Source organism: Guggenheimella bovis, assembly GCF_054492335.1.
Genome location: NZ_JBQWTF010000001.1, coordinates 232124 through 257576 on the forward strand (window position 1 = coordinate 232124; position 25453 = coordinate 257576).

Here is a 25453-nt window from a genome sequence, read left to right on the forward strand (position 1 = left end):
CACCCTTTTTGATTTTTAGTAGTATTTTGCTTGAGCTTCCCAAAGCATAGCGTATGTTCCTTTTTTCTGAAGTAATTCCTCATGTTTTCCTTCTTCCACGAGCTCTCCTTCAGAAAAGACCATGATCCTATCACAGAATAGGCAAGAAGAGAGTCGATGAGAGACAAAGAGAGCCGTTCGATCTTCAACCATTTCATCCATTTTCTTATAGATCTCGTACTCACTCAAGGGATCTAACTTCGCAGTCGGTTCATCCATGATTAAAAACGGAGCATTCTTATAAAGTGCACGAGCCATAGCAATTTTTTGCGATTCTCCACCGCTAAACTCGATACCGTCGTCTGATATGCCACGATGAATGTAGGTATTGAGTTTATCCTTTAATCGATCGTACCTTTCTTTAAAACCGACGCGCATCAGATAGTGTTCTGCAAGCTTCGGATCATAAGAAGCATTGGCTGCGATGTTTTCTCCAAGCGTGAAATCGAACAATGTGTAGTCCTGAAAGACGACCGAAAAGAGATCAAGATACTCTTTGTAGTCGTACTTTCTAATGTCGATACCATTTAAGGTAATAACGCCTTCTGTCGGATCATAGAGGCGAAGGAGGAGCTTTATAAGCGTCGTCTTTCCACTTCCATTTTCACCAACAAGCGCCACCCTTTTTCCAATCGTGAAGCTCGTCGTAAGATGTTTTATGACATAACGATCAGTTCCAGGATACTTAAACGATACGTCTTTGACTTCAATAAAGAACTCACGATCTAATCGCTTTTCCGTTGGAATGACTCCCACATGTCTATCGCTTGAAAGGTCGAAATAGTCATAGTGGGTCTGGAGTGCGTTCTCGTTTATCACAAACTCAGTGTAGGTATGATACACGCTCGGAAGCCACATCATTAGTTGGCCTATAGCACCTGCATAGAGTAGGAATGTACCTACAGAAATTGCATTCATAAAGGCGAGATATCCAGCATACATCGTCACAAAGAATACAATGGAGTAGTAAAGAACTAAGCTCGTCACATCATTAAGAAATGCACAGGTGAGCGTCTTTTTGATATAAGCTAAAAATGTTGAAACCGTTTTATTCCAATGATTTAGTAAGAGATCTCCTTCATCGTAAAGTCGTATTTCTTTGGCTGCTTCGTAATTCACAAGGAGCTCCGAAAACAAATAATTGGACATGTTATTATCGTGATAAACGACTAAATCGGTTTCTTCTAAGATTTTATTGAGCTTTTTCGATTTTTTCCCCTCTAAAAATATAACTGCTACAAGGGAAACAAAAAGAATCGCTAAAAAGTAGTACTGCACTTTTGATGGGACTAAAAAGAGCCCCAATATAAGCGCCATCGATCCAATGATACCAAAGAAATTCGTCAGGAAATATTCCAAATGGAATACATACGTCATCAAGCCTTTTCCCATGCTATATTGCGAATTAATAAGAAATCGCCTTTGCTCTTGTACTTTCGCATCTTCTGAATAGGCATAATCGAGATCTAATTGATGCTTATTGATATTAAAGATATTCATCTTTAATAGCTTCGAGTTCTTCACTTCTAACACTGAGCGCAAGAGACTTTGCGACACGAGCAGTACTAGATTAACTAGAAGTACTATAACAATGAGGCGAAGCATGGAATTCCATGTAACTCCAGCGATTAATGCATCGACGATACGCTTAGAAAAATAGATATTTATCAGAGGAATCATCATTCTTACGGCAGAACTCAGGATCGTTAAGAGTAAGAAGGTAGGATCCATCGCATGAACGTCTTTGAATCCACGTTTATACAGTTTCCACATTCTTTTCCTCCTTATAATAGTGTGATTGCACATCGAACATATGGCTGTATTTTCCGCCTTTTTCTAACAGTTCCTCATGAGTACCTTGTTCTACGATCTTTCCATCTTCAAAAAATAAAATTCGATCGCAAAACTTGGTAGAAGATAATCGATGGGAGATAAAGATCGATGTCTTATCCTTAGAAAGCTCATAATAGCTTAAATAAACTCTTTCTTCGGCCAAAGGATCTAACGCTGCGGTAGGTTCATCTAAAATGAGTATCGGTGCATCTTTATAGATAGCTTTCGCTAACTGAAGCTTTTGTTTTTGGCCACCACTCAAATCGATGGCCTCTGAATTGACTTGACGAACGAGTAACGATTTTTTGCCCTCTGGAAGATCATCTAAAAGCGTATCGAGCCCTGATAGACGAATGACGGAATCAACACTTCGTTCTGAAGGGTGATCTGATGTAATGTTCGTTTCAATGCTTAAAGGCAGTTCGTGATAATCCTGAAAGACGACGCTAAAAAGCTTAAAGTACTCTTCTTTCGAAAAATCATTTGAATCCAATCCATCTAAAAGAATCCTTCCAGAATCGGGAGCATAGAGCCCTGTAAGAAGCTTAACGAGTGTCGACTTACCGGCTCCATTTAAGCCTACAATAGCGACCTTTTCTCCAGGTTTTACAAAGAGATTTAAATCTTCAATGGTCTTCTTTGGAGCACCTGGGTAAGTGAAATTTACGTGTTTGAATTCGATCGAGTAATTCTTCATTCGATCGCTCCTATGAATAGCATTTCTCTTTCGGTCGTCCGTTTCGATAAAGCTTCTATAGTCTGTAATCATGAGGTGACAACCATACAAATTGTTCGCCTGCATTTGAATCATTTGGAATGTCTGCGAAAGACTGACTTGAAGCCCAAAGTAAAAGACAAATCGATCGACGGATAATGTTCCATTTATGATGGCTTGAATCAGATAAAAGTACATGAGACCATCGCGAAGAACTGAAAATAAGATGTCGAGTAACTCTTGATTTCTTCTCTTTCTGACACTTCTTTTTTGAATATCCATGAGAGAATAAAGCTCATTTAGATATTTTTCTTCAAACCATTCTTCACCGTGATAGACCTTTAAATCTTTCACGACCTTTTGATCACCTAATTGCTGTGAAATATAGTTCAATCGACGGGATACGGTAGCCGATTCATTTTGTAGATTCTTTCGGATCGCTGTCACATGACGACCGTAAAAATAACTTAAGATACTCGCAATAAAAATGTACAACACGATAGGGGGCCAAAGGGTCAAATAAATAGCTACATACACGAATAAGCTTAAGACCGCTCCTAAAAAAGCATCAAAGTACTCGGGTAGAGTTGCAAAATTATAAGCACCTTCTCCATGATTTTCAAAAATGGCATTCAAGGCTTTATCGACTCTTTCTCTGCTTCTCGATCCATCGATGTTTTGAAAATCCGTTTGGGTTACTTTCTCTAAGAATTCCGACAAAAAGCTCTGCCTATAATGTAAGTAAATGCTACTTCGGTAATTCGAAAGGGCAGAAGCGATGACCTTTAAAGCAAAAAGCGCCAAAAAGACCAAGAAGATCTGAAAAGCGAACGTCTGAAAGGACCGCTTCTGAAGTAATAGTTCAATACTTTGCTTGCTGATTAATAGCGTAACGATCGGTGTCAGTGTGGTTACGAGTACAGAAGCAAAAAATGAGAGAATCAGTAAGGGACCACGCTCGATAAGTCCCCTTAAAAAGTACTTTGTATTTTTCCACAAGGAATAGTTTTTTGTCATCTCAAACCTCCAAGTTTATCTTAATTAAAAAAAGCCTCTTTTAAGAAAAAAGAAGCTGAACGGTCACTTTTTGCCATCGAGCGGAACATTCGGTAGAAAAATTTCTGTACTAAATACACCTTCATCTTGTTTTCTGTTTACCGTTCCAGAAAGTTCTTTCACAGAGTGATCAATGCGACGGATACCGAAGCCATGTTCACGCTTCGATTTTCTCGTTACAAGCGATGGATTCATTCCATCCATACTATTGGTCACATTGATATATAAGTGGCCTTTCATCGTTTGGATATAAATTCGAATGAATTTTTCTTTGACGTATTCTTGCGCTTCAATGGCATTCGATAGGAGATTTCCTAAGATGATTCCCAAATCAACAGAATCAAAGGCTAATTCTTTGGGAACGTTTGCCGTGCAATAGACATCGATTCCTTTTTCCATAGCAAGTGTCAATTTGCTATTTAAAATAGCATCGATCATCGTATTTCCACTCTCAACGAGCATATCGATCTCTCTTAAATCTTGTTCCATTCCATCGAGATAATTCTTTAACTCATCGTATTGCTTTAAAGAGAGATAGGCTTTCATGGTTTGGAGCTGATTCAAGTAGTCATGACGCCAGCCCCTCATATCCTTGTGGTAACTCTCTACGTCATTGGAATGTGTCACTAAGAGATTTTTGAGTTCTTGCTTGGACTTTTCAAGGATATTTTTATAGAGTATATAGCCGATCACTAAAAAGATGAGTGCTTCTATTATGTACATCATGAGTTCGCTCGATTCGCCTTTAAAAAGGCTTCTAGGATCCCTTTTTGCGATCGACGAGAGAGGGGAAGAGAGGTTCCATTTTCAAGATCGACTCGATCCTTGCCAATAAAATACACGTGATCGATATGACAAATCGCATTGCGATGCGTTTGAAAGAATTTGTTGGATCCTTTCAGAAGTTGTTCATGGAGGCGTTCGCGTAAATGGACCTTTTTATCACGTAAAATGAGAAGAAGTTCTTGATCTTCATAGAAAAACCCATAAACTTCATCCTCGCGTAACCTGAGCTCACCTTCAAACGTTTGAAAGCAGACATACGTCTCTGGAACTTCATTTAAAACGGTTTCAAGAACGCGCTTTAATTGATCTTTAGTGGCTGGCTTAATAATATAATGAATGGCCCGATAATCATACCCTCTTGCGATTTGTTCAGCCACCGCTGTAATAAATGCGATCGGTACTTTTGATGTCAAACGAATCTTTTCAGCTGCTTCAAATCCATTGATTCCACCTAGCATGACATCGAGTAGTAGGAGATCGAACTCATTTTCCTCAAAGTGAAAAAGCAATGCCTCAGCACTGCTAAATGTTTGAATCTCAATGGTTGCTTTAAGATCCGCTTGGAGAGATTTTAAAAGAGATATTAATTGGTCTCTTTGGATTTGTTCATCTTCACAAAGGGCGATACGAAGCGTCTTCATTATAGGAAACGCATAACACCTTGAACTTTTCCTAAGACCTCAATATCTGTACCTAGAATCGGTTCAAAAGCTTCATTTTCTGGTTGTAGTCGAATATGATCCTTTTCTTTATAAAAGGTTTTAACGGTTGCGCTGTCATCGATTAATGCGACAACGTAGTCACCATTACGAGCTTCATTTTGTTTCTTAACTAACACGAGGTCACCATCTAAGATACCTGCATTTTTCATGCTCTCACCTTGTACCTTTAAAAGGAAATGTTCTCCACTTGAAAGCTGATTTAATGGGATGGGGAAGTAATCTTCAATATTTTCTACAGCTAAAATAGGAAGGCCAGCTGTAACGCGTCCAATGACCGGAATACTCGCAACCTCGATTTGAGGTTCAACGAGAGCCTCATTCTGAAACATGATGGCTCTATTTTTTGATCCATCCCTCGTAATATAACCCTTTTCTTCAAGCTTAGAAAGGTGACCATGAATCGTAGAAGTCGACTTACAGCCGACACCTAAACAGATTTCTCGAATGGTCGGAGGATAACCAATTTCTTTTGTTCGTTCTAAAATAAAGTCATAGACTTCTTGCTGTTTTTTCGTTAATTCCATCATTTCCTCACCTCAAAAACATTATACCAAGAAAAAGAAAAAAATCAAACATTTGTTCGTTTTTCGCTTGACTACGAACATGTGTTCGTATATACTGATATCAGAACAAATGTTTGGGAGGACAAAATGAACATCTCTATTATCGATCGTAAAAAATTCGCTATTCGCTTCGGAATCGTTCTCTTTCTTTGTATTGCACTCATTGCTTATCTAGGAGAAATGCTCCTTGATTCATACGCTATAAAATCAGTAGAAGGACCTGTAACGACCATCGTCGTTAAACCTGGTGACACCGTCTGGTCGATTGCTAAGACGATCAGTTCTACATCTGATGTCAGAGCTCTCACTGATGAGATCATCCTTATAAATGCTCTAGGAGCAGAAGGAAAGATCGTTCCTGGTCAAGAACTGAAGCTACCTACGCACTATAGACAAAATGTAGGTAAGGCAGAGTAATCATTCCTCGTCAAGCTCAAATTGGTTGACGATATCTTCTTTCACTTTTTTACGGTGGGCTGCATAGAGCTGTGTCGTCGTGACGTTTTCATGGTCTAATAGAGACTGGACGTCATAGATGCTAAAGCCTCTTTCAATGAGGGTGCTCGCAGCTGTCGCTCTTAGTTTATGAGGGCTATAACCGTTACGGCGCGACGTCTGCATGGCGAGTGCCGTATATTTTTTGACCATTTCTCGAATGGTGCGTTCGGTCATGCGCTTTCCTTGCAGTGATAGAAACAGTGCATCTTCCGTGCTAAATTCAGCCCGTTCGTTTTCTAAGTAGTCTTTAATGGCATTTTCGACACTGATATTTAGTGGCATGACCGACTCTTTATCGCGTTTTCTGTAGATTACAAATTCTCTACGATTAAAGTTAAAGCTTGCAATATCAAGGTTTACAAGTTCCTTTAATCGTAGTCCATAAGTGACAAATAAAAGAATAATCGCCTTATCTCTGAGTTTCGTCTTTTCCCAATAGGTGCGTTCCTTTTCTGTTAAATTGGCACCTGTCTTTACGATTTCTAGGAGGCTTTCTAGTTCATCCTCTTGAAGTCTTTTTATGGCATCAGGTTGCTTTTTAGGAAGCTTAATAGGGTTAAATCCAGGCGTGATATCTACTGGTATCTGCTCGTTTCGAAAGAGGAACTTAATGAGAGATGCGATCGATGATTTCTTTCTAGCAAGAGAAGGATTATGGTTTTCAAAGACCTGGAGTTCATCGTCGATTCGCTTATAATACCTTCTGCAGTAATCACCTAGGAACTCATTGACATCCCTAGCTTTTAATCTAGAAAGCTCATTAATTGTTAGATCCTTTACTTCTTTTGCATTGGTTAGAGCTGTCTCATTAACAAGGTATTCAAAGAAAAAGAGGATGTCTTGAAGATAAGCAAGTCTCGTACTAACAGAGACACTCCCTTTTAGATAGATGCAGTAATCTCTAAGATAAGAGGGGAGAGTACGTTCAATCTCTACACTCTTTTGATCCATTTCAATTTGCGTGACAAGGACATTTGTGGGTTTTGAGGTCTTATTATTGATCTTCAATGCGTTCCAGCCTTTCTATGATGGGTTTTACGTCAAGCGATTCATTAGATAGAAATCCATAGACGAGGATATGCTTTTTCGGTTCGAATGTTAATTTCTTGTCAATATAGAATTCTGTCATTTTGGCTACATCAAAGCCCATGGATTCAAAGGAATATCGGAGACTCTCAGGGTGTCTACAAGCTTTTAGGTTTTCCGTTTCACAAGATGTAGAACAATACCTACAAGGTCCAGCTAAGACGCTTTGAATCGAATCGGTTTCAAAGGATCTCAATATGGGATCTACTTGGTCACGGTAATGAAAAAAACGCGTTGTAATCGATTCGCCAAAAGATTTATGATCTATGATGGTATGGAAAAAAATCCAAGCCGTTTGAAAGCGTGATACGTAATCTAAAACACCTTGATTACGTGTAGGACATGCAAAGTGTTTTCCGTAGCGTTCACAGGAACTACAGAATCCATAGACACGCTCAGGATCATACGTTTCCTGTAAAAGCTCTGAAACTTCAGTCTGTCGAACCTCTATCATGATTCCCCCTATATCTATTCCCAAAATATACATTTAAGGAATAGTTTGATAAACCCATTATAGCACCTCCCTCTGGAAAAATCTAGACAAATAAAAAAGAGTTGATGAATTTCATCAACTCCATTTTTATTAGATTCCACGTTCTTCCATGATGATTTCAATTTCTTCAGCGTTGATACCAACCATGGCTTCACCGAGGTTCTTACTGAGCTCAGCTAATTTCTTTCCATCCTTGTAATGTTTAACAGCTTGTACGATGGCTTTAGCGCGCTTTTCAGGATCTCCTGACTTAAAGATACCAGAACCAACGAATACACCTTCTGCACCGAGTTCCATCATGAGTGCAGCGTCAGCAGGTGTTGCAACACCACCAGCAGCGAAGTTAACGACTGGGAGCTTTCCTGTGTCGTGAACGCCCTTTAGAAGGTCATAGCTAACTCCGAGCTCTTTTGCTTCATGGTAGAGTTCATCTGCTGTCATGGATTGAATGCGACGGATGTCTCTTTGGATCTTACGCATGTGACGTACTGCTTGTACAACGTCACCTGTTCCTGCCTCACCCTTTGTACGAAGCATGAGAGCACCTTCTTGAACGCGACGGAGAGCTTCTCCTAGGTCACGTGCTCCACATACGAAAGGAATGTCAAATTGATTTTTATCGACGTGGTAAACGTCGTCTGCTGGAGATAATACTTCACTTTCATCGATGCAGTCGATGTTTAGTGCTTCAAGGATTCTAGCTTCTACAAAGTGACCAATTCTGACCTTTGCCATTACTGGAATCTTGACTGCCTTTTGAATGGATTCGATAAGTGCTGGATCGCTCATACGGCTGACACCACCAGCTGCACGAATATCTGCTGGAATTCTTTCCAGTGCCATAACTGCTACAGCACCAGCTTCTTCTGCAATTTTAGCTTGTTCTACATTGGTGACGTCCATGATGACGCCGCCTCTTAAACTCTCAATAACCTTACTATTCTTCATATCTATCCTCCTGAACTCATTTTAACGGTTCATCTGGTACCATTGTAAGGTTCAAATCTGTTATAATTTAAGATACCAGGAGGACGTATGACACTACATTTAAATGACGACATGCCTTATTATAAGCAGATTGTAAAAGCTATTAAAGAAGACATCCATAAAGGAACGCTCAAAAGCTTTGATAAACTGCCTTCTAAGCGTGCTCTTTCAAAGAGCTTAGGGGTTAGTTTAAATACAGTTCAATCGGCCTATGAACAGCTACAGATGGAAGGCTATATCGATTCTGTTGAGCGCTCTGGTTACTTTGTGACGGAACTCCTTCCTCTAAAGGAACCAGAGGAGGTTCAAGAGAAGCACCGATCAGAGCCATCGTTTCTCTATGACTTTCGCTACCATCAGACGGAAAAGTCTTCTTTTCCCTCTGAAGACTGGAAAAAGATCTCTCGTGCTCTTCAGCAAGAAGACGACTCTCTCTACGATGAACCGATGAATCCTAAAGGCACCCTAGAGCTACGAGAAGCCATCCAGAAGCACCTAAAGGATACACGTGCTATCGAATGTGACGCAGAGGATCTTCTCATCCTTAGCGGTACAGAGAGCATGTATCACGTACTCTTTAAGCTCTTTCGTTCTACTAAGATCTACGGTGTAGAAAACCCTGGCTATGAGTCACTCAGTCACTTCTTTAAGCACAACCGGGAGTCTTTCATTCCCATCCCATTGGATGAATCGGGAATGAGCATCACGATGCTCGAACGCTCTCCTGTAGACATTGCCTGTATCTCCCCTTCGCATCAGTTTCCTACGGGTACTATCATGCCTTTAAAGAGACGCTTTGAGCTCTTAGAATGGGCTGGTGAAAAGAAACGCTACATCATTGAAGACGACTACGACAGCGACTTCCGCTACGACAACTATTCGATTCCTGCTCTAAAGAGCTTTGACCCTAACGATAAGGTCATCTACATGGGTAGTTTTTCTAAGTCCTTGTCCCCTACTCTAAGAACGAACTACCTCCTCCTACCTAAAAAGCTCATGCGTCGCTTTGAAGCAAATTTCAGCTACCATAGTTGTCCTGTGGCGCTTGAGATTCAACTCGTCTTAGCACGCTTCATGAAAGAAGGAGCCTTTGCGAGACACATTAACCGAATGACTCTTCGCTACAAGAGAAAACGAGATACGATGCTCGCCTTCTTTAAAACGTGTAAGGATGTAAGCATTCGTGGTTTTGATGCAGGGATGCACCTCGTCCTTCACCTCAACCGTGAGGAAGACTCCACCTTTTACCGTAAAAAAGCAGAAGAGATGGGCATTAAGGTCTATCCCATCTCAGAAATCTATTCTCAGTCGTTCTACATTGAAGACAATCGAGACTTTATCTTCGGTTATTCTGGCATTTCGGAAGAAGATCTTGAAGACGCCTTAAATCTCTTAAAGAAAGCTTGGTCGCTATAGGGTCAAGCGCTCAAACCCGTGGGTTAACTTCGCGATGGCCATGCCGTAATTCGTCATCTTGACACCACGCTCTTCGACCTCTTTTACTCTTGAGAGCACGTGAGTTCTCGTAAACATGCAGCTTCCACACTGAATGACGAGATCGTACTTCGAGATGTCCTCTGGAAAGTCATCGCCTCTCGAAAAGTCGATCGCAATCTCTGGCCATCTCTTTCGTAGAAGAGCGGGAATTTTTACTGTTCCTATGTCCTCTTCTTTTGGGGCATGGGAGCAAGCTTCTGCAATGAGGACTCTCGATTGATTCGTCAGTTCATCGATAGACTCTGCACCTTTTATAAAGACCTCCTTATCCCCTTTATAGCAGGAAAAGAGCACGGAGAAGGTCGTAAGGGGTACTTCCTTAGGAACGATCTCTACGACCTCTTTAAGGACTCTAGAGTCTGTAATAATGAGGTTAGGAGCTTCCTTTAGGCTATCGAGTGCTTTTCTTAGGTTATTCACCGTCGTACTCATAGCGACGATTTCCCTATCTAATAGCTCTCTCAGCGTCTGTACTTGAGGTAGAATGAGTCGTCCTTTAGGAGCCGAGTCATCCTGAGGCATGACGAGTACTACCATATCATTCGCTTGAACGAGGTCTCCTGTGATGAGGCGTTCCTCGTCTTTAAGAAACGCTTTCATAAGAGCTCTTAATTCTTTAAGAGCTTCCTTTGTGCGGTCGTAACTCATTACTTCCTTATTCGTCGCTTTTTCTATATACTCTTTTAACTTCTCTGCCTCTTCTTTTTCATTTTTCGTAATGACAAAGAGAACCTTTTCATCGCCCTTAAGAAAGGTTTTGAGGTAATCGACATCTCTTTTATCACTTACGAGAAGAAGGGCGAGATCGACTCTCTTTAAAAGCTTTAAAGATCTCTCTTCTCTTACAGCCTCTAGACTCGTTTCGTCGTCGAAGCCTGCTGTATCGTAAAAGAGTACGGCTCCTACGCCATCGAGCTCAAAGGGCTTTTTCACAGCATCTGTCGTCGTTCCCTTTTCTTCACTTACAATCGATACTTCTTCGCCGACGATGTCATTTAGTAGCGTCGACTTCCCTACATTCGTACGGCCGAAGATTCCGATGTGTTTTCTTTCACTGTATGGATTCATATATCATTCTAAAAGTGCTTATCGCGCTTTCCCTTTTCAATATCTACTAAGTACTTCTCTGTCGTCTTTCTAAGCTTTTCATCGAGACTTTGAAGTTCTTCTTTTATGATTCGATCTCCAAGCTCTCTCGTTTCTTCGCTTGCATAGTCTAGTAGGTACTCCTTCAATGTAAGGAGGGCATTGGGCTCACAGATGTGACCGATACGTCCAGCCTTTACAAGTTCCATAAAAGCATCACCCGTCCTTCCCTCTCGATAGCAGGCCGTACAGAAGCTCGGCACGTGGCCGTTATCTAAGAGCCAGTAGACGATTTCGTCGAGCGTGCGCTGGTCTGAGGTGTCAAATTGGGCGGTCGATTCATCTCTTATTTCCGGTGTGGAGTATCCTCCGACACTCGTTCTCGATGCGCCAGAAATTTGCGATATTCCTAGCTTTAGCGCTTCTTCACGCACACGTTTTCCCTCTCTTGTAGAGATGATCATTCCCGTATAAGGAACGCTGATTCGAATGAGTGCGATGAGCTTTAAGAAGATGTCATCGGCGAGGGCATTTTCAAAGCTCTTCGGGTCGATGTCGTCTGCTGGGCAGATTCTAGGAACACTAATCGTATGAGGACCTACGCCAAAACGAGCCTCAAGGTGTTCTGCGTGCATTAAGAGGCCACAGAGCTCATAAGCGTAGTTATTGAGTCCAAAGAGCACTCCTAGGCCCACATCGTCGATTCCACCCTCCATCGCACGATCCATCGCTTCCGTATGATAGTCGTAATTGTGCTTAGGTCCCGTGGGGTGAAGCTTTTCATAATTTTTCTTATGATACGTCTCTTGGAATAAAATGTACGTTCCGATTCCAGCATCGTGTAGTGCTTTATAGTTTTCAACGGTTGTCGCTGCGATATTGACGTTGACTCTTCGAATAGAGCCATTCTTGTGCTTAATCGAATAGAGGGCTTCAATGCACTCTAAAAGGTAACTTAGCGTGTTATGAATAGGATCCTCTCCCATCTCTAACGCTAAACGCTTATGACCCATGTCCATGAGTGCAATGGCTTCTTCTTTCAGTTCCTTTGCCGTGAGCTTTTTTCTTACGATGTGCTTATTTTTAAAGTGATAAGGGCAGTACTCACAGCCATTGATGCAGTAGTTTGAAAGATAAAGCGGTGCGAAGAGCACGATGCGCTTACCGTAGAGCTTCTCTTTGATCTCCTTCGCGAGTCCTTTAATCTCTTCCCAGATGTTTTCGTCGTCACAAAGTAATAAGGTGAGAGCATCTCTATGGTTTAGTCCACTAAGGTCCCTTGCCTTTTTAAGAATCTCTTGATATTCCTCTAGACTACGGCGTTTCTTTGCGTCTTCTATCGTAGCTAGGATCTCCTCGTGGTTAATAAATTCTTCTGCTTTTAAGCTATTTACGTTATACATTTATGCTCCTATAATCGCCTCGCGAGTAGTCTACGAAGGCACCGATTTTCTTTAATTCATCTTCTAGTTGTACAAGTTCTTCAAGGGTCTTTGAGGCTTTGTGGTCGTAGATTGCATAGCTTTTTCTATCTTTTGATGGCGTAATGCTCGGCATGATGACATTGGCACCATGCAGTATTCCACGCATCCTCCCCTCCTTCGATAATGTCTCTAAGGCAGTCGTTGCAGGGATGAGGGCATCTTTTAAGAGAAGTCTTAAAATGCTTATGAGATATAAGCTCATCTCGACTGATCCAGAGGAAAAGCTCGAAAAAGGCGTCTCTTTCGTACTCACGAAAGGACCGATTCCTATCATCTCCGGTCGAAAGCTTTGAATAAAGCAAAGATCCTTTGCAAGGTGTTCTAGGGTTTCAAAAGGCGTTCCTACCATAAATCCTGTTCCCACCTGGTACTTGAGATCACGAAGGTCATGGAGTGCTTCCATTCGCCGTTCTACCGACTGCTCCTTTGGGTGAAGCATGGAAAAGTGCTTGGGATCGATGCTTTCAAAGCGAAGTAGATAGCGGTCGGCGTACGCTCGTAAGTTCTCATACGACTTTCTTTCTCTGACGCCTAGGCTTAATGTGATACATGCTTCAGGAAAACGCGTTTTTATGGTCTCTAGGATGGGAAGTAGACGTTCATCGGTAAAAGTCGGGTCTTCTCCCCCTTGTAGCACAAAGGTCCTGAGACCTAAGCTATAGCCTTTTTCACACTGGGAGAGGATCTCATCCTCTGTAAGTCTATAGCGAACCGTTTCTTTGTGGTCTCTTCGGATTCCACAGTAGAAGCAGTTTTCTTTACAGAAGCTACTAATCTCTAAGAGTCCTCTTAAAAAGACTCTCCCTTGAAATCTCGCTCTTGAAACCTCACTCGCCTTTTCTTTTAAGAGGTTAAAGTGAAGTTCTTTTTCTTGAAGTAAAGAGAGAAAGTCCTCTTCTTGTAGCACTTCTCCACCTAATAAACGATCTACAATCACACGTCGCTCTTTCCGTATAGGGTCTTTGTAGAAACATGCTTCACTTGACCGAGCTTTCCACTTAAGGCAGAAATTTCATTCGTCGAACCTAGACAGATGATACTCATGACGCTCGTATTTCCCTTTACTCTAGGTAGTCCCATGCGTCCTTCGATGAGAGAGCCGTACGCATGAAGAATTTCATTGACCTCTTTGGAGGCCTCTACATCTTCTATAATGATTCCTATGATTGCAATACGTTTTTCCATTTTTTCTCCACAAAAAAAAGCCCACTTTGGGCCTGATATACACCTTGTACGCGGAATACTCCTTGTCTTCAGGTCCACAGGAGTATTTTAACACAAAAAAGAAACCGGTTCATCTATTGATAAACCGGTTTTTAAAGCTTTTTTAGAGGAGATTTCCTCGCTTGTCTTCTGTTCTAAAGCCGTCTTCAAAGAGCTCATTGACTCCGATTGGCCAGTAGAGTGTCTCATCCATGTGATGCTGAATCGTCTCATAATCTGGATTCATCTTACTTAATGATTCGAGCACACCAAAGCGAGTAATACCCGTGCTTTGTGGATCAAACGTATGCATGATCTTCTTAATGAGATCGAAGTTTGTAACGCCAAGCTTTGGCTGTAGGCTTGCTCTTACAGGCTGAATACGACGTGTACTGCTTACGATGAAACCATTCGTCTCGCTCATGACAGCACTTGGAATGACGACATCGGCGTGTCTTGCTGTCTCTGTCATGTGGGTCGTTTGAACAGCTAGGAATTCAAGCTTTTCGATCGCTTCGAGTGGAAGCTCTTGGTTAAAGAGAATGAGTGCCTTAATCTCTCCATCCATGATCTTTTGAATGATGTCTTCCTTACGTGTCGTAAGACCAAGGTCAGCGATAGCTTGACCGTTTGCCTTATCCTTAAGCTGAACGATACCATTACGTGGCTTACCGATGTGACCCGAGAGAAGTGCAAGGTCTACGATGAGCTTTTGAATGTCCATGCTGGTTCGTTCTTTATCGAAGACGATGATCGCACGTTTTGCCTTTAGATACTCTTCAGCTAGTGCTTTCGCTTCTTCGCTAACCTTTACGGAAGCGAGGCGTTTATTAAGTTCTTCAGATCCATTGAGCTTGGAGCTATCGACACTTTCAAGAAGAGCTTTTACCATCTCTTCTAAGAAGGATCGTTCATCCTTTTCAATGTGTCTTCCCCAGCTTGAAACCTTGTCTGCTTTTGCACTTAGCTGTACAAGCGTCTTACCATTTTCAACTGCACGTTTTAAGCGAAGAGCTGCCATGGTGTAGTTTTCAAAGAGACCACTTCCAACTGTAAAGACAAAGTCTGTCTGTTCGATTTCGTCTAAACGAACAGTCGATGCATCGACACCAAACGCTTTCTTAAGAGCGCTTTCGTTGTAGTCTAGGCTAAAGACGTTCTTCGTACGAAGGACATCGCCACCTAACATCTTCGCTAGCATAATTTCTTCTAGCGTGAAGTGCTCTCCGATACCGATACCGAGGGCATCGTGACCGTTTAGAAGTTGGGTTGCCTGTGCTTTTCTTGCAAGCTGAATGATGGCATCTTCTAGGTTCGATTCTACAAGACGACCGTTTACACGAATCATAGCTTTCAGTAAGCGATCGGTTGGGTTGTAGTGTTCAAAGTCGAAGCGTCCATTGCGGCAAAGGAGTCCCATGGATACGGAGTCTTCCTGTACTGGAAGTGCTCTTAGAAGCATGGATCCCTTGGTCTCAATCTCTGCTGTACATCCAACAGAGCAACCTGTACAAGCGCTGATGGTCTTTTTGCCATTTAATGGAACTTGCTTATGAATCGGGCGTTTTTCTTGAAGGGCACCGACTGGGCAGATGGCTACGCACTGACCACAGCTAATACATGTCGTCTCTAACAGCGGCTTGTTCATGGCTGGTAGAACTTCTGTCACAAAGCCACGTGCAGTGAGACCAAGTGCTTCGTTATTCATCACTTCATCACAGACTCTCACGCACATACCACAGAGGATACATTTGTTGGGGTCACGGATGATAAATGGATGTTCATCTTTAAACTCGATCGTGCTCTTTTCGCCTTCAAAGCGTTCTGGCTTGACGTCGTATTGTTGAGCTCTCGAGTAAAGTTCGCACTCATGGAAGTCCATACATCCGCATTCTAAGCAGCGATTTCCTTCGTAGCGTGCTTGATCAGGTTTAAAGCCTTTTGCCACTTCTTCAAAGCTATGCTTTCTGACTTCTGCTGGAAGATCTTCGTGCTTGGCTTTGGGTTGAATTTCTCTCGGCATGAGATCTTCTCTCTTTACATTCTGCTTCGTTACGAAGTATGGAATGTGTAGAGGTTCGATCTTACCGTAGAGGTAGCTATCGATCACTTTACAAGCATTTTTAGCATCAGCGATGGCTTGAATCGCTATTTTTGTCTTATTGGGAAGTACGTCACCACCAGCGAAGACGCCTTCGAGGTTTGTCATGAAGGTTCTCTTATCGACAGCGATGTTTCCGCGTCCGTCGGTTTGAACGTCTTCAGTTCCGTCTAAAACAGGAACTTGACCGATGGAAAGAATAGCGGAGTCGATGTCGAGATATTCAAATTCGCCCTCGATAGGTTCGACTTTCGTTCTTCCCTTGCCGTCGGATTCGCCTTGACGCATCTTTTGGAGTTTCACTTGCTTCACATGACCATTCTCTCCGATAAATTCAACGGGAGAAAGGAGGAAGCGGAATTCAACGCCTTCTTCTGTCGCTTCTTCAATTTCAATGTCGACAGCTGGCATATCTTCTTTTGTTCGACGGTAGAGAATGTAAACCTTTTCTGCGCCGAGGCGGATTGAGGTTCTGGCTGCGTCCATGGCTGTGTTACCACCACCGATGACGGCGATTGTCTTACCCGTACGGATCGGGGTATTCTTCGCAAATTTATAAAGGAAGTTGATACCACCGTATACGCCTTCTAGATCCTCTCCTGGGATGTTCATGCGTTGACTACTCCATGCACCGATTGCGAGGAATACAGCATCGAAGTGCTGACGGAGATAATCTAAAGTGATGTCTTTACCGAGGCGTGTATTGTTATGTAGCTTTGCACCCATTTTTCGGATGATGTCTACTTCACTTGCTAAGACGTCTTTCGGTAAGCGGTACATGGGAATACCGTATTGAAGCATTCCACCAAATTCACTATTCGCTTCGTAGAGGTCTACTGCGTGACCTGCTCTTCTTAAGAAGTAAGCAGCTGAAAGTCCTGCAGGTCCACCGCCGACAATAGCAACGCGTTTACCTGAATCAGGCTTCATGGTTGGAATGTAAGGATTTTCCTTTTGAAGGTCTAAGTCTGCAACAAAACGCTTAATCCAAGCGATAGAGATCGCATCCTCAACGAGTCCTCTGCGGCAAGCCGTTTGACACGGATGTGGACAGACGCGGCCGATACTTGCAGGAATCGGAAGATCTTCTTTAATGAGACGAAGAGCCTCTTCAAATTCACCGTTACCCGTAAGGCCTACGTAGCCTTGAATATCAACATTGTCAGGGCAACCTAGTGTACAAGGAGCCTTACAGTCACCTGTATGGTTACTTAAAAAGAGTTCGAGCGTTGTCTTTCTTGATTCTCTTACGCGTTTTGACTGCGTATGAATGACCATGCCGTCTTGAATCTCAGTAGAGCAGCTTCGAACAGGCTTTGGAAGGCCCTCGACATCTACTACACAGAGTCCACACGATGCATAGTTCTTGAGCTTTGCATCATAACAGAGAGTTGGAATGTCGATGCCGTTTTGGCTAGCGACTTCCTTAATGGTTTGACCTTGATAGGCAATCAGTTCTTTGCCATCAATATTTACTTTAAACTGTGACACACTGCCTCCTATCTGATCTCAATCGCCTTAAAGCGACACGTTCTATAGCATTGACCACACTTGATACAAACGTTTGGATCGATCTCGTGTTTGCTCTTCACCTGACCGCTAATCGCACTGACTGGGCAGACCTTGAAGCAAGCGTGACATCCGATACACTTGTCTGTGATGTGGTAGGAAATGAGTGACTTACATTGATGTGCAGGGCAGCGTTTTTCTTTAATGTGTGCTTCGTATTCATCTCTAAAGTAGCGAAGCGTCGTAAGTACAGGGTTAGGAGCTGTCTGGCCAAGACCGCAGAGGCTTCCCTCTTTAATCTTATTAGCGAGTTCTTCGAGGAGTTCAATGTCTCCTTCTTTTCCTTCGCCCTTTGTAATGCGAGTTAAGATCTCGAGCATGCGCTTTGTGCCTAAGCGGCAGTAGGTGCATTTTCCACAGGATTCACGGCAGGTGAAATCTAAGAAGAAGCGTGCCATTTCAACCATACACGTATCTTGGTCCATGACGACCATTCCACCAGAACCTACGATAGCACCTGTAGCTTGAATGTTTTCGTAGTCAACAGGGGTGTCTACGAGACTTGCTGGAATACATCCACCACTCGGTCCACCCATCTGTACGGCTTTAAATTCTTTTCCGTCCTTAATTCCACCACCGATGTTAAAGATGATGTCACTAAGAGGCGTTCCCATAGGAACTTCAACGAGACCACCGTTATTACACTTACCTGTGAGTGCAAAGACCTTGGTTCCTGCGCTCTTTTGAGTTCCGTATTCTTTAAACTTATCTGCTCCGTAGAGGATGATAAAGGGAACGTTTGCAAAAGTCTCAACGTTATTGATGTTCGTCGACTTCTCAAAGAGACCCTTGACTGCAGGGAATGGTGGCTTTAAGCGTGGCATTCCTCTGCCACCTTCTAGAGAGGCGATGAGAGCTGTCTCTTCACCACAGACGAAGGCACCAGCACCTGGTTTAATATGTATGTCAAAGTTGAAGCCTGTTCCAAGGATGTCTTTACCTAAGAGACCTGCTTCACGAGCTTGACTGATGGCAATTTCAAGACGTTTAATGGCTAAAGGATACTCAGCACGGCAGTAGATGATGCCATCTGTTGCTCCTGTAGCATAAGCGCCAATGGCCATGGCTTCGAGAACCGCATTGGGGTCACCTTCCATGATCGAACGGTCCATGAAAGCACCTGGGTCACCTTCATCGGCATTACAGATCATGTACTTGGGATTTGATTTTGTGGCGCGTGCGAAGGTCCATTTCATACCAGTAGAGAATCCTCCACCACCTCGACCGCGAAGTCCACTATCTTTTACAACCTGAATGACTTCTTCCGGAGTCATTTCAGTGAGAGCTTTTCCTAGGGCGTGATATCCGCCAAAGGCTATGTATTCACGAATATCTTCAGGGTTTGCAAGTCCACAAAGGCGAAGTGCAATACGAACTTGTTTACCGTAGAAGCGCATGAGATGCTGCTCATGAATGTGTTCACCCGTTTCAGGGTCTACGTAGAGGATTCTGTCCACTGGCTCATTTTGAACCATATGTTTAGCTACGATCTCTTCTGCATCCTCTGGCGTTACCTTCGTATAGAAGACATCATCTGGCATCGTCTTTACGATAGGTCCTTGACCGCAGAAACCGAAGCAACCGACCTTAATGACATCGACGTCTGTAAGTCCGTGCTCCTTAATCGATTTTTCTAATGCTTCGATAATGAGAAGGCTATCGGATGAAGTACATCCTGTACCGCCACAGACGAGAAGCTGTCTTCTTCCCGTGGTAGCTTCTTGAAGCTTTCTCGGATCGATGAGCTCTTGAAAACGTTTGGAGGCTTCTTTCAGTTCCTGATATGAGCTGATTCTATTCATTCTCTGCCTCCTTCTTACGAATGTCGTCAAGAATCTTTACTACCTTGTCGCCATCGAGCTTTCCATACGTCTTTCCGTCAATGACCATAACGGGAGCTAACGAACAGCAGCCTAAGCAGGCGACAATTTGCAGGCTAAAGAGTCCATCTTCTGTCGTCTCGCCATTTTGAATCTTAAGGGTTTCTGAGATCGCATCTTGAACGATATCAGCACCGTTTACGTGGCAAGCTGTACCTTGACAGAGCATGATGAGGTGCTTTCCTGCAGGGGCCATGCGAAACTGAGCATAAAAAGTCGCTACGCCGTAGAGTTTCGCTTGTGATATACCTGTCTTTTCAGAAATGCGTTCGAGCACGGTGTATGGGAGGTAACCATATACCTCTTGCGTCTTTTGCAGGATCGTGATCGTGTTTCCTGCTTCGTGTCCGTACGCCTCTAAGATGGGGTCCACTAAAGAGACATCGACGTCATCTTTAGGTCCTTGGCAATTACACATGTAATCCTCCTCCTATCTATTGCTACTACTATGATAAACCTTTATCACTCAAAAGACTATACCTTTTTAGAGAATGACAATAAGTTTTCGTCACTTTTGTTCCGATTGCAACCAAGAGATCCATTGCTTTTCTTGATGTCCGACAGAGACTCTCTTTCCTCTTCGGACGATGGGAGCGATGAGTAAGCGCTGCTCTTCAAAGAGGAGATCGACTTTACCCTGGTGGGATGCGATCTCAAAGCGAGTGAGGAGATCCTTCGGTGCTTTGGGATCGACGAGGTCATCGAGCTCAAATTCTTCAAGAACCGATTCGAACTCCCCAGGACTCATTCCCTTGTCATCTAGATCGATGAGTTGAACGGGCTCGTTTCGCTCTTTAAAGAAGCGCTCTGCCTTTTTACTGTCGTGGCTCTTTCTTCGCATAAAGATTTGAGTGATTATTTTCTTCTCTCGTCCCATAATCTTATTAGCTCCTTTTCTTTCCCATTGGTCTTTGGTCTATAGAAAACTTTGTCTTTATAGATTTCTGGTAGATAACTTTGCTTCACGTAGCCCTTTTCAGTGTCGTGCGGATACTTGTAAGGGACATTGATGCCTTTTAGCTTTTTATTGGTCTGATCTTTTAGATGAAGGGGAACGTCTGCTTGTCCCGATTCACTGAGTAAGCTCAGTGCTTCATCGATCGCAACATAAGCTGAGTTGGACTTCTCCGCCAGTGCTAAGTAGAGCGCGACTTCGCTTAGAACGATTCTCGCTTCTGGCATGCCGATCTTATTTACGACTTCAAAGCCAGCATTCGCTACAACTAACGCCTGTGGATCAGCAAGACCTATATCCTCCGCTGCTAGAATCACTAAGCGCCTTGCGATGAACTTGGGATCCTCCCCACTTTTTAACATCTGGGCAAGATAATAAAGTGCAGCATCGGGGTCGCTTCCACGAACGCTTTTAATAAAGCTACTGATGACATCGTAGTGGTAGTCACCATCTCGGTCGTACTTTAAAAAAGGTGTCTGGGTGCATTCAGAGAGCACCTCTTCTGTTAGGACCTTTTTTCCATCTGTTGCTTCAGTCGTTAGAACGGCTAACTCTAAGATATTTAAAGCTCTTCTTCCGTCCCCCGCACTCTCTTTTGCGATAAGCGCTAGGCACTTTGGTGAGATTTCGATCGACTCATTTTTTAATACCGCATCATCTTTTAAAGCTCGCTCTAGAAGCGATACGAGATCGTCTTCATTTAGCCTTTTTAATTCAAAGACCATCGAACGACTTAGAAGCGCTGTATTTACTTCAAAGTAAGGGTTTTCGGTCGTTGCACCGATGAGCGTCACGATACCCTCTTCTACGTGTGGAAGAAGTGCATCCTGCTGTGACTTATTAAAGCGATGAATCTCATCGATAAAGAGGATCGTGCGTCTTCCTGAGAGCTCTAGGCTGCGCTTCGCTTTCTCTACCACTTCTTTAATGTCCTTAATACCGCTTGTAACGGCATTTAAGGAGAGAAACTCGCTCTTCGTAGCTTTACTTATGACGACTGCTAAACTCGTCTTACCGGTCCCTGAGGGGCCGTAGAGGATGATCGAGGTTAATCGGTCGGCTTCAATGAGACGCCGTAGGAGCTTTCCAGGGCCTAAAATATCCGCCTGCCCCACGACTTCATCGAGGTTTTTAGGCTTCATGCGCTGTGCTAGAGGCCGTTTTTCTTCAAGCTGTTCTTCTCTTAAAAGATCAAAAAAATCCATAACATTTCCTCACTTTACTTAGGGTATAAGACCCTTGGAGGTCACAATGAAACTATTTACACCTATTATACTAGATAAACTTTCTGTTAACAATCGACTCGTCATGCCCCCCATGTGCACATATAACGCCACAAATGGCTTAGCGAACGAGCTTCACTACGCTCACTACAGCGCGCGTGCTCTAGGTGGCGTGGGCCTCATCATCGTTGAAGCGACTGGCGTATGCCCGGAAGGAAGGATCACAGAACAGTGCTTGGGCCTCTGGAACGACGAACAAGAAGCGAGCTTAAAGGAGCTCGTACGAAGAGTCCATGCACTCGGTTCGAAGATCGCCATTCAGTTAAATCACGCTGGTAGAAAAAGCCGTGCTCAGGATTGGACCGTTGCTCCTTCATCCATTCCTTTTGATGAAACGTATCCTATTCCAAAAGAACTGACAGAAGCTGAGATTGAAGGAATCATTGAACGCTTTAAAGAATCTTCCCTTCGAGCAGAGCGAGCAGGGTTCGATTCCATTGAAATTCACGCAGCCCATGGCTACCTGTTGCATGAATTCCTCTCCCCTTTATCGAATCACAGAACCGATCGCTATGGAATCGATAGAGGACTTCTCCTAAAGGAAGTAATGGAAGCAATTCGAAGTGTTACAAAACTTCCCATTATCGTAAGGCTCAGTGCAACCGACTGGGAGGGTGGACTTACGGTTAAAGATCTCTATCCTGTGGTAAAAGAACTAAAAGCCGATCTCTATGACATCTCTACTGGAGGAAACATTCAAGCGAGTATCCCTCTCTACCCTGGTTATCAGCTTCCATTTTCTGAAGAGATTAAAAATTCTTGTGGTGTTAAAACGATCGGTGGAGGTCTCATTACGACCTTTGATCAAGCGGAAGAAGCACTTCAAAGAGGCGCGGCAGACCTCATCTTCATGGGTCGTGAACTCCTTCGTAACCCCTTCTTTCTTCACGAAACAGCAAGAATGCTTGGTATCAAGGAAGAAGTCGTTCCTAAGATGTACTGGAGAGCCTAATGTGTGCTCGCTATGAGATCTTTTTTAATAATGAAGTTGCATCGAAGTACCAAAAGGCGCTGAAATCTATACAAATTAAGGATATGGAACTTGAAAAGGAAGCGTTTCCTTCAGAAACGCTCCCAGTGATTACAAAGAATGGAATGGAATTCAAGAAGTGGGGCTATCCTTTAACGAAACAGCTTCTCATTAACGCTCGTGCTGAGACCATCTTAGAAAAGAGACTCTTTAAAGGCCCCTTTGAGAGGTCACGCTGTATCGTTCCTTGTGTCGCTTACTACGAATGGAACCCTACAAAGACCAAGATGAGAATGGAAGCGAGAGCTCCCATGAGCCTCGCAGGAATTATCATTGAAGATTCCTTTGTCGTGATCACAGTAGATAGTAATGAACAAATGCAACCGATTCATACGAGGATGCCAGTCGTACTCAGTGAAGAGTCGATCGAAAGGTATCTCTTAGGAGATGTACTCGAAGCGAAAGAGCTTCTTGTTCCTTTTAAAGAGGAAATGAACATCACTGCTGTCACACCGGAACAACTTCGTTTATTCTAAAAAAAAGAGAATCCTATGGATTCTCTTTTAACATTTGTTAGCGTTCTATGATACCTGTGATGCCTCTATCCAAGACAACAATCTGATCATTCATAAAACGAACATCATCAAAGGTCAAGTCAGTGAGTTGTTTGCCTTCGAGATTTACGATTTTTTGCTTCTCGCCGTCTAGAATCACGATGTGATTCCCTCTTGCACCGACAACGTAGGTAAAGGGCAATTCTTTGACTTTTTCCTCGTTATAGTAAAGTGCTTTTCCGTTTTCTAGAGATAAAATCATTTGAAGCGATCCCGTACTATAGACGGCTTGTACGTATTCTTCCGTTATTCGTTCACCCTTTTCATTAAAGACTTCATAGTGCTTTCCATCTTTACTTACGAGGTAGAGGTCCTCTGAAAAGAGGTTATTTTTTAAGGTCGTCGCAAATTTGACGCCATCGAATGTCTGGATGACGTTGTACTCTCCATCGAGGATTTCAAAGTGTGAACCCTTATGAAGGACGAAGCGATCATTCGGAAGGACTTCGATAAAGCCTTCGAAGGTCTTAACGGTCTTTCCGTTCGGGTCGATGAGAGTCGTCGTCGAATCATCGTTAGATACGACAGCGAGGTCCCTTACAAAAGGCTTCGCGTAACGATACGGGAAAAAAGGACTTCCCCCTCTTTCATCGATGAAATGGTCGAGACCATCTTTTCTTACGAGTGCCAGTCTTGAGGTGAACTCATTCGCTTCCGTAAACTGAGGTTCAATGGCCCACTTTCCCTCTTTATCGAGGTATCCCCAAAGACCATTTATTTTCGCGGGGTAGTAGTCTCCTGTCGCCTTCTTTTTAATGTCTTCATACTTTGCTTCGATGACGACAGAAAGCGTCTTATCGAGGATTCCAAAGCGTCCATCCTTTTCATAGACAACTTCATCACTTAAGTAGGAGCCATCGTAATATAGACGGTCGGTCTTTGAATACGTGACATCGTTTGCATTGTGAATCCAGATGATTTCAGCTGAACTACAGCCGATGAGTAGAATGCATAACAGGAGTAAGAGAAGTTTCTTCACTACTTCACAGCTTTCTCCACGTAGGGTGACGTCATGAGTTGTAGAAGTGCACCGTAGTCGAGATCAAAGGTGAAGATATCTCCTAGATGGTAATCACCCATCTTTAAGTCGAGTAGTAAGTGGTCACTCGATGAGCCGATGCACTCGACGTTTTCACGTGGTGTCAGGCCACTGAAGTTGACGTCTTGCTTACCGACCGCTAGGATACCGCGTTTCATCGGTCCCTTGTCTTCAAAGGTTACGAAGTTTCCAAAGGCGTCTGCACCTTGTTTACCCCATGGCTTCGATGGCTTAGTCTTCATCTCTACAAGCTCTGCTTCGAGCGTAAAGATGTCTCTGTGTAAGCCTTCGATCGGGCATAGAAGCGCCGTGTCGTTACCTAGTACGAGCGATTCACCGAGACGTAAGAGGTTGATGCCTTCTGGAATGCCATCTTCATCGAGTAAGTAGAGGCTCGAGGAGTTTCCACCGCTTACGATAGGTAATTCCAAGTGATACGTTGCTTCGACGTGTTTTTTTACATCGAGTAGACGCGTGAGCGCTTCTTTCGTTGGAAGAATACCACCAAAGCATGTGAGGTTCGTTCCAATGCCTTTGATGGAGAGATTTTCAAACTTAGGAAGAATGCTGAAGAAACTGTCGACGTCCTTTTCGAGTACGCCTTCTCTTAAGTCTCCTAGGTCGATCATGACGAGCACTTCATACTTCTTTTGAAGCTTTTTCGCAGCCATTTCAAGCGCAATGAGTGTCTCCACTTCACTCACAAGTGCCATCTCAGAGTGTGCTACGACTTCTTCCACCTGGCTTAGCATCGGAAGACGAAGAAGGAGACGTTTGGCTCTGGGGCCAACCTTTTTCAAGTTTTCGATGCGAGAATCAGCGATGTAGTCGACGCCTTCTTCAACGAGAACATCGACGAGTGCTGGCTCTGCACAGAAGACTTTCGTTACAGCTGCTAGAGCGATTCCCTTCTTAGCTAGCTTTTCCTTCATCATTCGTACGTTTTGACGGTACTTTTCTTTGTCGATAACGATTCTTGGATACATGATTACCT

At 43.2% G+C, this 25453-nt stretch carries 23 protein-coding genes; 4 read left to right on the top strand and 19 right to left on the bottom strand.

The genetic code is table 11. The features are described 5' to 3' along the window. Positions 1-15: 15 nt before the first annotated feature. The 5 genes from ACUB3H_RS01290 to lexA all read right to left on the bottom strand — a co-directional run bounded on the left by ACUB3H_RS01290 (position 16) and on the right by lexA (position 5678). On the bottom strand, positions 16-1812 hold the full coding sequence (locus tag ACUB3H_RS01290) for an ABC transporter ATP-binding protein (RefSeq protein ID WP_459128842.1): 1797 nt from the start codon (positions 1810-1812) through the stop codon (positions 16-18). Continuing rightward, positions 1796-3604, bottom strand: coding sequence for an ABC transporter ATP-binding protein (locus ACUB3H_RS01295; protein ID WP_459128843.1), 1809 nt, complete (start codon positions 3602-3604; stop codon positions 1796-1798). The genes ACUB3H_RS01290 and ACUB3H_RS01295 overlap by 17 nt, the downstream gene beginning before the upstream one ends. A gap of 63 nt (positions 3605-3667) precedes the next feature. Next, positions 3668-4369, bottom strand: a complete 702-nt coding sequence (locus ACUB3H_RS01300) for a sensor histidine kinase (protein ID WP_459128844.1) — start codon at positions 4367-4369, stop codon at positions 3668-3670. Continuing rightward, on the bottom strand, positions 4366-5070 hold the full coding sequence (locus tag ACUB3H_RS01305; protein ID WP_459128845.1) for a LytR/AlgR family response regulator transcription factor: 705 nt from the start codon (positions 5068-5070) through the stop codon (positions 4366-4368). Before ACUB3H_RS01305 ends, ACUB3H_RS01300 begins: the two co-directional genes overlap by 4 nt. Then, positions 5070-5678, bottom strand: coding sequence for a transcriptional repressor LexA (gene lexA / locus ACUB3H_RS01310; RefSeq protein WP_459128846.1), 609 nt, complete (start codon positions 5676-5678; stop codon positions 5070-5072). The genes ACUB3H_RS01305 and lexA overlap by 1 nt, the downstream gene beginning before the upstream one ends. A 123-nt stretch (positions 5679-5801) precedes the next feature. Here lexA and ACUB3H_RS01315 point away from each other — a divergent pair, with 123 nt between their 5' ends. After that, the gene (locus ACUB3H_RS01315; protein ID WP_459128847.1) at positions 5802-6131 is read left to right on the top strand and encodes a LysM peptidoglycan-binding domain-containing protein; all 330 of its coding nucleotides are present in this window, start codon (positions 5802-5804) and stop codon (positions 6129-6131) included. Here ACUB3H_RS01315 and ACUB3H_RS01320 read toward each other — a convergent pair whose 3' ends face one another. The 3 genes from ACUB3H_RS01320 to pdxS all read right to left on the bottom strand — a co-directional run bounded on the left by ACUB3H_RS01320 (position 6132) and on the right by pdxS (position 8739). Next, positions 6132-7220, bottom strand: a complete 1089-nt coding sequence (locus ACUB3H_RS01320) for a tyrosine-type recombinase/integrase (RefSeq protein ID WP_459128848.1) — start codon at positions 7218-7220, stop codon at positions 6132-6134. Next, positions 7207-7752, bottom strand: a complete 546-nt coding sequence (locus ACUB3H_RS01325) for a DUF2284 domain-containing protein (RefSeq protein ID WP_459128849.1) — start codon at positions 7750-7752, stop codon at positions 7207-7209. Before ACUB3H_RS01325 ends, ACUB3H_RS01320 begins: the two co-directional genes overlap by 14 nt. A 129-nt stretch (positions 7753-7881) precedes the next feature. Further along, on the bottom strand, positions 7882-8739 hold the full coding sequence (gene pdxS / locus ACUB3H_RS01330) for a pyridoxal 5'-phosphate synthase lyase subunit PdxS (protein ID WP_459128850.1): 858 nt from the start codon (positions 8737-8739) through the stop codon (positions 7882-7884). A gap of 87 nt (positions 8740-8826) precedes the next feature. Between pdxS and pdxR the strand changes: the two genes are divergently transcribed. Next, positions 8827-10194: a MocR-like pyridoxine biosynthesis transcription factor PdxR gene (gene pdxR / locus ACUB3H_RS01335; protein WP_459128851.1), complete on the top strand. Its 1368-nt coding sequence runs from the start codon at positions 8827-8829 to the stop codon at positions 10192-10194. Here the strand turns inward: pdxR and hydF are convergent. From hydF to ACUB3H_RS01380, 9 genes are all read right to left on the bottom strand, one after another. Next, entirely contained in the window at positions 10189-11343 is a 1155-nt protein-coding gene (hydF, locus tag ACUB3H_RS01340) for a [FeFe] hydrogenase H-cluster maturation GTPase HydF (protein ID WP_459128852.1), read from the bottom strand. The two genes, pdxR and hydF, sit on opposite strands and share 6 nt — an antisense overlap. 8 nt (positions 11344-11351) lie before the next feature. Further along, complete coding sequence (gene hydG, locus ACUB3H_RS01345; RefSeq protein ID WP_459128853.1) at positions 11352-12764, bottom strand: [FeFe] hydrogenase H-cluster radical SAM maturase HydG; 1413 nt, start codon at positions 12762-12764, stop codon at positions 11352-11354. Next, positions 12757-13782, bottom strand: coding sequence for a [FeFe] hydrogenase H-cluster radical SAM maturase HydE (gene hydE / locus ACUB3H_RS01350; RefSeq protein ID WP_459128854.1), 1026 nt, complete (start codon positions 13780-13782; stop codon positions 12757-12759). Before hydE ends, hydG begins: the two co-directional genes overlap by 8 nt. Further along, on the bottom strand, positions 13779-14030 hold the full coding sequence (locus tag ACUB3H_RS01355; protein ID WP_459128855.1) for a TM1266 family iron-only hydrogenase system putative regulator: 252 nt from the start codon (positions 14028-14030) through the stop codon (positions 13779-13781). The genes hydE and ACUB3H_RS01355 overlap by 4 nt, the downstream gene beginning before the upstream one ends. Positions 14031-14172: 142 nt before the next feature. Then, on the bottom strand, positions 14173-17640 hold the full coding sequence (locus ACUB3H_RS01360) for an FAD-dependent oxidoreductase (protein WP_459128856.1): 3468 nt from the start codon (positions 17638-17640) through the stop codon (positions 14173-14175). 8 nt (positions 17641-17648) lie between these two features. Further along, entirely contained in the window at positions 17649-19520 is a 1872-nt protein-coding gene (locus ACUB3H_RS01365) for an NADH-ubiquinone oxidoreductase-F iron-sulfur binding region domain-containing protein (protein WP_459128857.1), read from the bottom strand. Continuing rightward, the gene (nuoE, locus tag ACUB3H_RS01370; RefSeq protein WP_459128858.1) at positions 19513-20016 is read right to left on the bottom strand and encodes an NADH-quinone oxidoreductase subunit NuoE; all 504 of its coding nucleotides are present in this window, start codon (positions 20014-20016) and stop codon (positions 19513-19515) included. The genes ACUB3H_RS01365 and nuoE overlap by 8 nt, the downstream gene beginning before the upstream one ends. Positions 20017-20106: 90 nt before the next feature. Then, positions 20107-20475: an arsenate reductase family protein gene (locus ACUB3H_RS01375; RefSeq protein ID WP_459128859.1), complete on the bottom strand. Its 369-nt coding sequence runs from the start codon at positions 20473-20475 to the stop codon at positions 20107-20109. Continuing rightward, positions 20454-21758 carry a replication-associated recombination protein A gene (locus ACUB3H_RS01380; RefSeq protein ID WP_459128860.1) on the bottom strand — a complete coding sequence of 435 codons (1305 nt, stop codon included), beginning with the start codon at positions 21756-21758 and terminating at the stop codon, positions 20454-20456. Before ACUB3H_RS01380 ends, ACUB3H_RS01375 begins: the two co-directional genes overlap by 22 nt. A gap of 46 nt (positions 21759-21804) precedes the next feature. On the opposite strand from ACUB3H_RS01380, the gene ACUB3H_RS01385 reads away from it, so the two are divergent. Then, entirely contained in the window at positions 21805-22788 is a 984-nt protein-coding gene (locus ACUB3H_RS01385; RefSeq protein ID WP_459128861.1) for an NADH:flavin oxidoreductase/NADH oxidase, read from the top strand. Continuing rightward, complete coding sequence (locus ACUB3H_RS01390; protein WP_459128862.1) at positions 22788-23342, top strand: SOS response-associated peptidase family protein; 555 nt, start codon at positions 22788-22790, stop codon at positions 23340-23342. Before ACUB3H_RS01385 ends, ACUB3H_RS01390 begins: the two co-directional genes overlap by 1 nt. Before the next feature lie 37 nt (positions 23343-23379). On the opposite strand, the gene ACUB3H_RS01395 is transcribed toward ACUB3H_RS01390, so the two are convergent. Together ACUB3H_RS01395 and ACUB3H_RS01400 are read right to left on the bottom strand one after the other, a co-directional pair. Continuing rightward, positions 23380-24399 carry a WG repeat-containing protein gene (locus tag ACUB3H_RS01395; RefSeq protein WP_459128863.1) on the bottom strand — a complete coding sequence of 340 codons (1020 nt, stop codon included), beginning with the start codon at positions 24397-24399 and terminating at the stop codon, positions 23380-23382. Continuing rightward, the gene (locus ACUB3H_RS01400; protein WP_459128864.1) at positions 24399-25445 is read right to left on the bottom strand and encodes an alanine racemase; all 1047 of its coding nucleotides are present in this window, start codon (positions 25443-25445) and stop codon (positions 24399-24401) included. Before ACUB3H_RS01400 ends, ACUB3H_RS01395 begins: the two co-directional genes overlap by 1 nt. Positions 25446-25453 lie beyond the last annotated feature (8 nt).